Origin of the sequence: Pseudomonas syringae (assembly GCF_001698815.1) — a bacterium.
GTDB classification, from domain to species: Bacteria; Pseudomonadota; Gammaproteobacteria; order Pseudomonadales; family Pseudomonadaceae; genus Aquipseudomonas; species Aquipseudomonas syringae_A.
Genome location: NZ_LGSI01000068.1, coordinates 310,284 through 322,828 on the forward strand (window position 1 = coordinate 310,284; position 12,545 = coordinate 322,828).

Annotated in this window: 5 protein-coding genes and 1 pseudogene; 2 read left to right on the plus strand and 4 right to left on the minus strand. The window is 53.4% G+C overall.

The features are described 5' to 3' along the window. The first annotated feature begins 435 nt into the window (after positions 1 to 435). Positions 436 to 1,236, plus strand: a complete 801-nt coding sequence (locus tag AFK24_RS24955) for a GNAT family N-acetyltransferase (protein WP_065835767.1) — start codon at positions 436 to 438, stop codon at positions 1,234 to 1,236. 157 nt (positions 1,237 to 1,393) lie between these two features. Beyond that, positions 1,394 to 7,231 (plus strand): DUF3320 domain-containing protein, encoded by a 5,838-nt coding sequence (locus AFK24_RS24960; protein WP_065835768.1) that lies wholly within the window; start codon positions 1,394 to 1,396, stop codon positions 7,229 to 7,231. Positions 7,232 to 7,375: 144 nt separating this feature from the next. Here AFK24_RS24960 and AFK24_RS24965 read toward each other — a convergent pair whose 3' ends face one another. The 4 genes and pseudogenes from AFK24_RS24965 to AFK24_RS24975 form a co-directional block, all read right to left on the minus strand. Further along, positions 7,376 to 9,943 (minus strand): AAA family ATPase, encoded by a 2,568-nt coding sequence (locus AFK24_RS24965; RefSeq protein ID WP_065835769.1) that lies wholly within the window; start codon positions 9,941 to 9,943, stop codon positions 7,376 to 7,378. A gap of 425 nt (positions 9,944 to 10,368) precedes the next feature. Further along, positions 10,369 to 10,578: a hypothetical protein gene (locus tag AFK24_RS24970; RefSeq protein WP_065835770.1), complete on the minus strand. Its 210-nt coding sequence runs from the start codon at positions 10,576 to 10,578 to the stop codon at positions 10,369 to 10,371. Between the two features lie 127 nt (positions 10,579 to 10,705). After that, a pseudogene (locus AFK24_RS31695) lies at positions 10,706 to 10,995 on the minus strand (site-specific integrase); the annotation flags it as partial. Between the two features lie 78 nt (positions 10,996 to 11,073). Continuing rightward, positions 11,074 to 12,258 carry a DUF5710 domain-containing protein gene (locus tag AFK24_RS24975; RefSeq protein WP_065835771.1) on the minus strand — a complete coding sequence of 395 codons (1,185 nt, stop codon included), beginning with the start codon at positions 12,256 to 12,258 and terminating at the stop codon, positions 11,074 to 11,076. Positions 12,259 to 12,545 lie beyond the last annotated feature (287 nt).

Genomic DNA, 12,545 nt, shown 5'->3' on the forward strand with positions numbered 1-12,545 from the left:
CTCTTGTCCGGGGTGCCATCCTCGTTCGTTCTCTTAGGGCCAGGTTTAATACTCATCGTCGATTTCCTTTATCGCTTGGGTTGTTAAATCCTGCTTTGTAGATATCCCAGCCCCTTATAGCTGTCAATAGGAGGAGGGCAAAGTTCGCGTAGTCAAAGTATAGGCATTAGGATGTCAATAGCCGACTTGGTCATGACTTGGCCGCCGCGAACTCAGGGCTTCATCGAGCTGCTTGAATCGCTCCCTAGCTTTTAAGTATGTACGTAACGTCTCCCATTCAGCCGCCTGCTGCCCCCATTACAGGCAGCAGGCGTCCCAAAGCAAACGCCGAGGCTGGCGGCTATCTACTAGCGGGTGTCTTTGCATGTGCGTATTGTTTGATTGCCGCTACCTTCCCTGGAAACCACGCGGAACCACGCAATAAGGACGATGCAAATGAATGTTGGAATGGATCATGCGATTGAGGCCGCAGAAAGCGAGTATTTGTGTGCGCGCGTCGAGAGTTTGTCTCGGATAAGCGGGAACCCTTTTGGTGCTCGCGTGTTTTTTAACGACGCTTTTCCATGTTTTCGAGTGAAGGCATCATCCAGCCCGATGCTCAATCGTATCTACGGCGATAGCTCCGCCAGCCCCGAGGCACTAGTGAGCTTGCTCCTTGAGTCGGCGGAGTATTCGACCGTAACGCCTCTGATCGGCAAGGCCTCTACATTGGAGCAATACGCTTTTGTGGGAGAGAGGCAACTGGAGCGTCTGAGGGGATGGACGCATCTGCAACTCGCGTGCGCCATCGAGGACGTGGTCTTGAACCACCACTCATTCGAAATCGAAGAGGCCACCTCACAAACGCTTCCTGAGTTCGTGGCCGTACATGCGAGTGGATTTCATACCAAGCCGGAACATCTTCAGTTGAGCCAAGCTTCGTTCGCAGGGCTGATCTCAAATGAACGTATGAAAATTTACGTCCTCAAGTCTGATGGAAAGATCGTTGCAGGAGCGTTGATGTACTTGGCCTGCAACGGGGTTGCCTACCTTGGTACGGCTGCAACGCGAAAAAACGCACGAGGCCAGGGCTACCATGGAGCGCTGATATCTCATCGGATAGAGCAAGCAAAGAAACACGGCGGCCTTTTTATTGCCGCAACCGCGCTTCCCAGCTCGCAAAGTCGCCGAAATTTGCAACGTACAGGGCTATCGATATCCCACGCTCAAACCCTATATCGCCTAGCAGATAGCTAAAATATGTCTCCGCAGTAGCGTTTCCTTTTGGTCGGTAACCAATCATTTGGCGTTTGATTGACTATAAACAATTCCCAACCATCAATTACTCATGGACTATAGGTGTATTTGTCGGCCTCTTCATGAGGCCAGCGCTCGTAGCTCCAGGAGCCTATGAATGAACATCAAGATTGAGGCGCTGATCGCACGCAAGATCGGCTTCGCCTCCCACCAGAACGCCGTCCCGCTTGTACGTGAACTGAGTCTCTGGAACCAAGAAGAAACAAACTTTGAGAACCTTACCCTGACATTGAGCACGGACCCAGACTTTGTCGAAAGCCGGACTTGGCATATCGACCGCATTCACGCGGGTGATCGCCTCAGCATCTCTGAGCGCGACATCAAGCTCAATGCTGGTTATCTGTCCGGACTGACTGAAAGCCTGAGCGCCGATGTGGTCATGCGCCTTTCCCAAGGCGACAATTTACTTGTCGAACAGCGCTTCCCTACTGAACTTTTGGCACGCACTGAATGGGGCGGTTTGAGCGCCATGCCGGAGTTGCTGGCTGCTTTCTGCATGCCCAATGATCCGGCTATAGATCGGGTTCTCAAAGCGGCCTCTCAAGTCTTGAGACGTGCAGGGAAGAAAGACGGCATTGATGGCTATGAGAGCAAGTCGCGCACACGTACTTGGGAGCTTGCCTCGGCCATCTGGTCTGGGGTATGCAGCTTCCAACTGAGCTATGCATTGCCGCCAGCTAGCTTTGAGCAACAGGGCCAGAAGGTAAGGCCTCCGAGCGTGGTTCTGGAGAATGGCATTGCAACATGTCTGGATACCGCATTGCTCTTCGCAGCGGCTTTGGAGCAGGCTGGACTCAACGCCCTGCTTGTCATGACCAAGGGACATGCTTTTGCAGGCGTTTGGTTGCAACCACAAGAGTTTTCCCAGCTGTTGACAGATGAAGCGTCGGCGGTACGTAAGCGTCTAGATTTGAAAGAAATGGTGGTCTTCGAGACCACCCTTGCTACCCAAACGCCTGCGCCTAGCTTTTCCCAAGCCGTTGCGGCTGCGGAGCGGCAACTCGATGATGAGCAGTTCATCATGGCCATTGATCTGCATCGTGCCCGGATGCAGAAGATTCGCCCGATGGCATTGGTGTCGGCAGTGAGTGCATCCGAAGCGACCGATGATGCACAACCGGCTGTTGAAGGATTGGAGGAAGCTCCGGCCCTTCCAGGCTTCGATGTTGAGATAAATGACGGTAATGAAGGTCCGGCTGGCAAACTCACGCTATGGCAACGTAAGCTCCTTGATCTGACAACGCGTAACCGTCTGCTGCATCTCCCGGACAGTGCCAAAGGCGTGCGTCTTCTCTGCCCGGATCCAGCGGCGCTTGAAGACCTCCTCTCCAGTGGCGGTCGCATTCGGGTAATGCCAGTACCTGACCTGAACAGCAGTGGCCGTGATGTGGCCCTGTATGAGCAGCAGAATAATGAAAGCTTGGTCGACGAAGTGGCTCGTCAGGCACTCGCACGCGGTGAAGTGCTCGCCAGTCTGGAGAAGGTCAAACTCGAAGCGACGCTGATTGATCTGTTCCGCAAAGCGCGCAGTGATTTGGAGGAGGGTGGCGCGAATACTCTTTTCCTGGCTATCGGTTTTCTTAAATGGAAAAAAACCGCAGAAGACCCGAAGACGTATTCAGCTCCGTTGATTTTGCTTCCGGTAAAACTCGAACGCAAAAGCGCCTTGTCCGGGGTAACGTTGAGCCTGCTCGACGAGGAGCCGCGTTTCAACCTGACACTGCTTGAGTTGCTCCGCCATGATTTTGAACTGGTGATTCCCGGCCTGGATGGCGAACTACCGAGTGATGAAAGCGGCATTGATGTGACTGGCATCTGGAACATGGTACGGCGAGCGGTGCGCGATGTCCCAGGATTCGAGGTGAGCACTGAGCTGGTTCTGGGCACATTCTCGTTTGCCAAATATCTGATGTGGAAAGACCTCAACGCCAACGCAGCGCAGCTGCTGCAAAGCCCGTTGGTTAAGCATCTTTTGGAGCCAAACGCGGCAGGTGAGGGCTTCTCCGGCTCAGACGATTTTCCTAAACCTGAGCGTCTCGATTCCACAGTAACACCGGCACAGCTCTTTGCCCCATTACCGGCTGACTCTTCGCAGCTATCAGCCGTTGTGGCATCCGCTAGTAATCATAGCTTTGTAATGGATGGACCTCCCGGAACCGGTAAGTCGCAGACCATTGCCAACATGATTGCCCATAACCTAGCGCTGGGCCGTCGCGTGTTGTTCGTGGCTGAGAAGCGTGCCGCCCTCGACGTGGTTTATCGTCGTCTGGCCGAGAAGGGGCTGGGCGAGTTCTGTCTGGAGCTGCACTCAAGCAAGGCTTCGAAAGTTGAAGTGCTCAAGCAGCTGGATCGTGCGTGGGACGTGAGCGACGCATTGAGTGCTGAAGAGTGGGAGCGTGAAGCCGCTAGATTGCAAGCGCTGCGCTCACGTCTCAACCAACTGGTCGAAGTTCTTCATCGCCGTTGGGGAAATGGCCTTACCCTGCACCAGTCGATAGGCCGTGTTGTTCGTGACCATGGCCTTCAGACGCCAAGATTATCCTGGCCTGCAAACACCGAACATGACGCTGCTGAGTACGGCCAGCTCCTCGACTTATCCCGTCGACTTGGCCTCAATGGGGCTACTGCGCGAGACCTGTCAGGCAAGTTCGGCGCTCTGGCGCAGACCCAATGGTCGAACGCCTGGCAGGCGCAGATCGCCAGTGCTTCTCGTGAGTTGCCGCAGGCGCTTGATGCGTTGAACGCCGCCAGCGAAAGACTGGTTGGCCTGACGCACCTGTCGTTGCCTATCGCTGAAGTGATGCAGGTCCAGCAGCTCAGCGATTTGGTAGCCCTGGTTGTAGAATCTTATGGCCAGAACCTTTCATTCGCTTTCTCCCCCGACGCTGTCACACGTATCGAATCAGCCCGTCGCGCTTGTCAGTTGATCGAGAGCTATCGGGAGCTGGAAGAAAGCCTATCTTTGGATTACGCCGATGAAGCTTGCCGTCGCATTCCGTTCGAACAGATGCGCAGTGAGTGGAGAGAGGCTGAGAGTAAGTTCTGGTTCCTGGCGACATTCGCTAAGAAAAAAGTGGCGAAGAAATTGGCCTCTTTAGGTGGCGCAGCGGGCATTCCTGATATGGTTGCCGATCTCGCCATTTTCGAGCGCCTGCATTCACAGCTAATGGAGCTGGACGCGTTGTCGAGTGACATGCAGTCAATTCCTGGCTGGCAAGGACTGGGGAGCGATACCTCCCGCACACTGCACGCCGTCATACTGGCCGAGAATCTGCGCGCGCTGCTGAGCGGCCTGGCTGAATCGCCCGACCACTTGGTTGCATTGCGCGGCGCAGTCGCGCGTCTAGTCATCGATGCGAACGACATGTTGGCGCCGGGTGGGCAGATCGGTGCTGCGCTAACGACTTTGCAACAGACCTTGTCCCGATATGACGATGCAGTCCGGTTGTTTACTGGATTAGCTGCATCGCCCCCTGGCACGCATCCTAGCGTTACCGCATTACGTACTACTTCACTGTCCATCCAGCAGCAGGAAGAGCAGCTCAAGGCCTGGTGCGATTGGTGTCGAGTGCGGGAGCAGGCTACCGAGGTGGGTTTGTCCAGCCTTGCTCAGGCGTTAGAAGCGGGAAGCTTGTTGCCAACGGCAACTGAGGACACCTTCGTCACCGCCTATGCGTATTGGTTTGCCACTCAGGGCATCGACAGCGAACCGCTGCTGAGAAACTTCGTCGCAGCCGAACACATGAGTGATATTGGCTCTTTTGCTCGATTGGACGATGAGCTGGCAAAACTTACGGTGCGTTACATCAGGGCAAAACTCTGTGGTCTGATCCCGTCAAAGAATGACATTCCCAAGAGCAGTGGCTTCGCAATTCTCAAGCATGAATTGCAGAAGTCTCGTCGGCACAAACCCGTCCGGCAGTTGGCCATTGAAATGGGGGATGCACTGAATCGCCTGGCGCCGTGCATGCTCATGAGCCCGCTATCGATTGCGCAGTTCTTGCCTGCCGATCAGCCCCCATTCGACCTGGTCATCTTCGACGAGGCATCTCAAATTGCTCCATGGGACGCAATCGGTTCGATTGCTCGCGGCAAGCAAGTGGTGATAGCTGGTGACCCGCGTCAAATGCCACCGACGAACTTCTTCAGCCGTGGGCCCAATGCCGGTGACGACGATACGGCCGAAGACATGGAGAGCATCCTGGACGAATGCTTGGGGGCAGGGGTGCCAAGCCACAGTCTGAGCTGGCACTACCGCAGTCGCCATGAAAGCCTGATCGCGTTCTCGAATCACCGTTACTACGACAGCAATTTGATCACCTTTCCTGCGGCAGAGACCCGTGCAAGCGCTGTTGAGTGCCGCAGAGTCGAGGGTGTATACGCAAAAGGTAAGGGCCGCTACAACCAGGCGGAAGCTGAAGCGATTGTCAGCGAGACCGTCAAGCGTCTTACCGATCCTGCGTTCATTGCAGCTGGTCATTCAATCGGGATAATCACGCTCAACTCTGATCAACAAAAACTGATCAACGATCTGTTGGACGCGGCCCGCAAGCAATACCCACAGATCGAGCCGTTCTTTCAGGACACCCAGACCGAACCGGTAGTAGTGAAGAACCTGGAAACGGTCCAGGGCGATGAGCGGGACCTGATCATGCTCGGGATCGGTTATGGTCCCACCGAAGCAGGCGCGCCGGTCATGTCCATGAACTTCGGTCCGCTCAACAAAGACGGGGGATGGCGCAGGCTGAACGTCGCGATCACCCGGTCTCGGCGGGAGATGTTGGTGTTCACATCGTTCGACCCGTCAATGATCGATCTGAATCGGACCAACGCTCGCGCCGTTCGCGATTTAAAGCATTTCATTGAGTTTGCGCAGCGCGGTCCAAGGGCCTTGGCTGAAGCGATACAAGGCTCTGTAGGCGGCTACGACTCGCCGTTCGAGGAAGCCGTCGCCCAAGGGTTGCGGCGTCTCGGTTGGCAGGTCGTCCCTCAAATCGGAGTGTCACGCTTCCGCATCGACCTAGGTATTGTTCACCCTGATCGTCCGGGCGACTACTTGGCGGGTGTTGAATGTGATGGTGCTACTTACCATAGCGCTGCCACCGCGCGGGACCGTGATAAGGTCCGGGGTGCAATCCTTAAGGGCCTGGGCTGGAGCCTGGTACGGCTGTGGTCAACAGAATGGTGGGTCAACAAAGAAGGGGCGTTGCAGAAGCTGCACGCTGCTCTAAACGATCTTCTCGATCGATCGCGGAACGAGTTTAGTGCCGGTCAAGTAGCCGACGAGCCGTCGGTAGCTCCCTTCGTGATCGACTTCACGACCGACATCGCTGTTAACAACCTGTTACCTGAAGCTACTGTGGCATCCGAGAGTGAATGGCCAGCGGAGATTGGTGAAGTTCGCATCGCACGAGCCCATAGCGTTCAATCAATATCTCTGGGGCAGAAGAGGGAGTATCGCGTTGCGGACCTTTCGCCCCTTTCGTTGATGATCCAGGCCGACCAGTTTCACATGCCCGAGTACACCCCTGTGCTACGTCAGATCGTCGAAGAGGTCCTGCGCCAAGAAGCGCCAATTCTAGATGCACTTCTGGTCCAGCGGGTCGCTCGTGCACATGGCTTCCTGCGATCAGGGCGACTCATTCGGGACCGCGTGCTGGAGTTGGCCGAACAGCATCATTACGTTCAGAAAGCAGGGTTTGAAGAGGTATTCATCTGGCACGCAGAAGGCGATGTGATGGAGTGGTCTACATACCGCGTTCCGGCTTCGGCCAATGACGCGCGCTCTATCGAAGAGATCGCAGCAGAGGAGCTACGTATCGCAGCAAGCATCATTGATGCGACTGATACTGCATTGGACGTGGCACGGTTGCTCGGTGTCAAACGGCTTACAGGCGCAGCTCGTCAACGGATAGAGCGGATTCTCGGCAGCTAGGAGCACTTGATCGATGTAGCGATTCAAGACACTCAATAGGATTGGCTTAGGAATAGACTTTGAATTGTATCCTGAGAGGCATATTCCAGCGGTTCAGTAACTTTTGCCGCTGGAATACGCCTAGCTAATGGCGTGATGGGGCACCTATGCAGTAAGTTTTCGCCGCGCCTCTAATTCGTCACGCCATTTTTTAAGGGATTCGATATCTACCCTTAGCTCCGCCTCCTCCGGTGGCTGAACCGGCGTCTCATCGGATTGGCTGTGCTCAAAGCAGCTGAACTTCGTCATCAGCTCATCAATGCGGTGAAGCTCCTCGTGAGTGATCCCAAGCAGGGCAGGAAGACGTCCATCGGTGGAAATTCCCCGGCGGTGACGTACAACGATTTTCTGTAGCAGGTCGTCCTCAACGGAGCGTTCGATCAACTTGCGGAAATCGCTACAGATCCCTTGGGCAAGCGCGTAGTAGGCTACCGCGCCAGCTGTGTCACCTGCTTTTTTTGCGTCACGAAGTCTATCAAGTAGAATGTTATTCGCCGTCTTCGTAGGGCTGTTCCATACGGCCTGATCAGCGGGGTGTCCTGATGCACCTCCGTATGACTCGATACACATAGCCCGATAATTCGCTTTCTTCCACCCATCTCCAATTTTCTTTGCTACATCCTCCATAGCCCCATAAAGCGATAGACGGTGAGTGAAAATGAGGACTTGGCGGTCCTTAGCTAATTCAGCTAAGCGGCAAGCAACCTGCCATTCGAAATCGTGGTCCAGTGAAGAGATTGGATCGTCGAAGATGAAGGGCGCAACTCCAGGCTTGTCAGTCACATCAGCTAAAAAAGCTGCCAAGGATATGATCCTTCGCTCTCCCTCGCTCAGAACTTTATCGGGCGAATGGTCCGTGTTCTTGACTGCTTTCAGCTTAAGTTGGTGTAGCACCTTGGCGCGTGAGGTTCGGGTCTTGACTAGTTCAACCTGAATACGTGTAGCGCCTAGCAAGCGAAGTTCTTTATTGAACCGAGCAACATACACCTCTGTGACTACGTTCTCTGAAATCTCTGTTGCTTTGGTCGAAATCCGCCGAGAACTCGCGAGGGTCTTCAATGAATCCAGCTGCTTTGAACTTTTGAGCCTTAACTGCTCATTTCGAATGGCGTCAGATTGTTGCGAAACCCATTGCTTTGTTTCCAAGGCGGTCTTCTCAGCATTTGCTTTCAGCCTGTCGAACTGAAGGGCATCCTGATCAAACTGATCGGCCTCATTGCCAAGTTGCTCGGCATATTTGTCCAGTATCGACAGGTTGGCTGTGAAGTCTGGCAGGGCTCCGGCGATTTCTCCCGTCTCATTACCCAGTAGCGCGGTTCTAATTTGGGTTACAGAACTCCATAGGTTCCACAGAGCGGTCTTCCATTCTGGAGTCAAGCTAGCAGCTGTGCATTGAGTCTGGACTTGAGATTCAGTTAGAGAAGCTGAAAGGCTAAGCAAGGCTTCAGCGTATACGGCTTCGGCCGTCCTGGCGTCGGTCTCCAAACGGCCTTGAACGAACTGTTCAAAATTATTGAGCCGTGCTTGCGCTTCTTCTGAGAGATCTTGATGGCAAAGAACACACTTCCCATCTTGGGTAACGGGAAAAGGTACTTGCGCATAGGGAATCAACGAATACTGACGCGCGGCCTCCCACAGTGCTCTCCAGGTAGGGGTTCCCACACCATCAAGTATGGCCGATTTTGCCTGTGCTCCCTCGGTTGCGATTCGGCGCTTCGCAACCGCATCAGCTCGCAGTGCCCGGATGATGTCGATCTGCTGGGGTCCATAAGCTGTGAGCGCAGATTTGGCGGCAATGGACATCTGTACCACTTGGTTCTTGGTCTCACGCTTTTGCTTTGCTATTGATGCTGCATCTGTGGCCTTTAACCTCTCATTTAACGCGTCGAGGCTGGCCATGTCTTCCGGAGTCCAGTGCAACATCTGTTCCACTGCGGATGCTTTAAGCGTGCTCAAGGCCCGATAGGATTTGCCTACACTGGTTTCCTGATAGGCGGGTGGAATGATGGGAAGGGCACTTACGAGCGAATCCTGTTCTCCTTGTAACAGCTCTTTGACTTTATCAGTAACTGTGGCAAGCTTTTCAAACAACCCCATGATGGGAGGGCTGTATGTGGCTGCGCTCTCGCTTTTCAGATAATGCTGGGCTTCGTCGCTATCGAAAATATCGATCTCGCGCAATTTCTCTAAAGGCGAGTGATGGATATGCCATTCGACGCTGTCGGCGGTTTGATCCAGTTCGAAGTTAATTGTGCACTTGCTTGAGGTCGGAGCTGGTTGAAAAACGTTAGGCTTTAGGTCAGTTGCGCGAGTTTTCCCCGTGGCTTTCTTCAAGATTCTGGTGTAGCAAGACTTTCCAGAACCATTTTGCCCGTAGATCACGGTCAAGTTGCCCGTGCCAAACTCTAAGGGGGCTCGTGGCCCCAGGCTTTCAATACCTGTCACATCCGAGAGGCTTCGCAAGCGCAGTACCGAACCCGCTGCGGCATGAGTCAGCTCATCAAAGCTGCGGTGTTTGGAAACCGCCTGACCTTGCTGGGTTTTCAGCAGGGCGGTTATTTGAGAAATATCCTCCGGAGTCACAGAGCCTTTTTTGAGAAGCTTGTCAGCAGCCTCCTGAATCCAATCTTGCTGCTGAAGCAACCAGATCCGTACCTGTCCTTGCACGTCCATACAATTCCCTTCTGATGGTAAGTCAGGAGACGCTAGCAGAGTGCCATACAGTAGGCAATTCAGGAGTGGGTACGAGGGGGCGTTACGTTACTGCCTATATTCATTTGCATTGCTCAGCCCCCCAACCTGTGAGGATCTGGAACATTCGGATTGGTTTCGCCGCCTGTCTTACTCAGACGAATTTCTATCAACCTAATGAAAAGGCGCTGGCCATAGCAGAACGTGCCAAACGAATTATTGCCCTCAGGCACCTAGCTGATCACGCTCAGCACCTATCGCTATCTGGTCAGGGGGTGGCTACTCGAAGTCATCTGCTATGAGAGCTGTCTCGCCGCACATCCTAGCCCCATTCGGGGCTAACACCATGCATCGGGAACGCGCGACATCCGAAATATTTTAAGGGGCTCAACGGGCTTTCGACCGGACTATTCTTGATTATTGTCTGGCGGCAATGCCTGTGGTTGGATTTGGTGGCGATCGAATATAGCTGTTGCTCTTGCGTTCGAGAACTTGAAGCTTCCATCATCAATGATACAGTTTTGTACCCCTCCGAGTTTGCCATCAAAAAATAACGGTATATCAGGTAGGTTGTCGGCAAGCCAGTCAAAAAGCCGCTGAATTTCTTTGTTCGACATAATTGCCTTCCTCTAGATCATCCATAAAAACTGCACACATCAATTTAGCCTTACAACTATAAAATGCAAGCGTCGATTAATAAAACGCACAGCAATCTGACGTCATGGGCTAAAGCGATCTGCGGCCTTATTTTAGCTTGAGATTCTTGACGGAATGCGCCCGCTGCTCGTCCAGCGAATTGTAGTAGGTATTTTGGGTAGTGCTCAGGCTGTTATGTCGTAGGTCAGCCTGCAATCCTTCATGTTTCGATACGGAGCGTCGAAGGTTGCGGACGTATGCCGCAGCCAATGCAGCGAGGCGGATCGAAGATTATCAATCTCGTCCTCGCTCCGGCCTTCGATCGTCATTTTAGCCAACGCTCTGTCGAACACCTGCTGGAGCAGCAGCCGGACATGTCGGCCCGAAAACCCACCGCGACACCCGCCTTACAATCTCTCGCAGCACCAAACGGCGTATTACCCTGCTGCATCGACGAGTATGTTCAGATCTAGAACTTAAGTTTCTGAAACAGTCTGCGCCTCTTTCAGCAAGCTTCGAACTAAACGCTCATGGCTAAATTCTTCCCAGACCTGATCATCGATCATTCGACTTACGGCGAGGTCTACACTTTCACCTCCAGTTCCCAGCTTAATCAAATCCAAGTAAAGAGGTGCTGAGAGAAGTTCAGGGGACTCCCGCTCCGCTTCGTCGGCTTTGGTGGCGTACTTCTCAATCGTGATTTTAGTCTTGACGCCCAGATGCTCTGCAATTGTCTCCCACGGTATTCCTGCTGATAGCATCGAACGAGCAGTAGACCACTTGATGTAGTCGTTGATCTGTTTGACCAATGACCAGGACCCTCGGTGGAGGTCTTTGTGCATAGAGCGGTACATAGTCAGATCGGCTTTGTGTGTGTCGATGAACGATTGGCAGGCGACACGGTTCTGGCGTGCTGACCAAGGCAGAGGTACACGCAATTTTTGCGATATTTCTTCTGAATACGCGATCTGTTTTATGAGTGGATATTTGACGCTGGCAGGGGTGTGCCGATCAAGATACTCAAATATTTCGGCAGACAGACGGCTGGACATCGACGGCATCGGCGAGTTTTCGGCTAGATGCCCAATCAGGCCCTCACACACCCAGGGCAGCTGAATCTCAATGGTTTTTCCACCTATGGTGAGTTGGCCGAAGCAGCAAGGCGCATCTTCAGCTTCGCTTGGGATTTCTGGTTCGTTTTTGTCGCGAGCCCAATCACGCTCGGATGTGCGGAGCGGCCCAGTGTAAAGTCGATTTTCACGCATAAAGTCGAGAACTTCGGACGGTTTTTTGGAGATGAAACGACACCCTTTGTCGTAGTCCCCAATTACGACCGATGAGGCGAAGTTGGTATCCAGATCATCCCGCCAAAACGCGCCCCATAATCCATCTGGCAGCATCAGAAGCATCCACTCCCTGAATTCGCAGGTCTGTGAAAGCAATTTTACATGCTCTATTTCCGATGCCGTCGACTTGAGTCTTGGAAGCGATTGAATTACCTCGTCAGGTGTTGGTGTGAACGGAAGCCAGCGCTCCAACTCCTCGCACATCTGGTCTTCTGTGGTCCACCAGACACGATTCTCTTCGTCCCATTCAACGCCGAAATGCTTAGCGTCATCTTTCTCTTCGAAAGGTACAGCCAAGTCTACGCGCTTTGACATTCAATAAATCTCAATTCAACACGCCGCCCAAGAGGGGATGGCGTAAAAGGCTTCACTATAGCGTTATGCCAATATCTGGTGTTCCTTTCAGGGTTCGGGGCCCACAGAAAAGCCCAGTTTGTTGCAGCTGATGCCAAACTGACCCAGCTGCCGAAATTTCGTTTACCCACGCTTCTAATTCGTAAAGCGTCAGCAGTTCTGACTTTGCGCTGAATGCTTATGGGGCAACGCCAAGTCGCCAGCTGGGTCAATTCTGCATCAGCAGGGACGCGGAGCTGTACCTAAGC

Excerpts from the sequence above, each read along its gene's own strand:
- AFK24_RS24955 (WP_065835767.1), top strand. The coding sequence starts at position 436 with ATGAATGTTGGAATGGATCATGCGATTGAGGCCGCAGAAAGCGAGTAT.
- AFK24_RS24960 (WP_065835768.1), top strand. The coding sequence starts at position 1,394 with ATGAACATCAAGATTGAGGCGCTGATCGCACGCAAGATCGGCTTCGCC.
- AFK24_RS24965 (WP_065835769.1), bottom strand. The coding sequence starts at position 9,943 with ATGGACGTGCAAGGACAGGTACGGATCTGGTTGCTTCAGCAGCAAGAT.
- AFK24_RS24970 (WP_065835770.1), bottom strand. The coding sequence starts at position 10,578 with ATGTCGAACAAAGAAATTCAGCGGCTTTTTGACTGGCTTGCCGACAAC.
- AFK24_RS24975 (WP_065835771.1), bottom strand. The coding sequence starts at position 12,258 with ATGTCAAAGCGCGTAGACTTGGCTGTACCTTTCGAAGAGAAAGATGAC.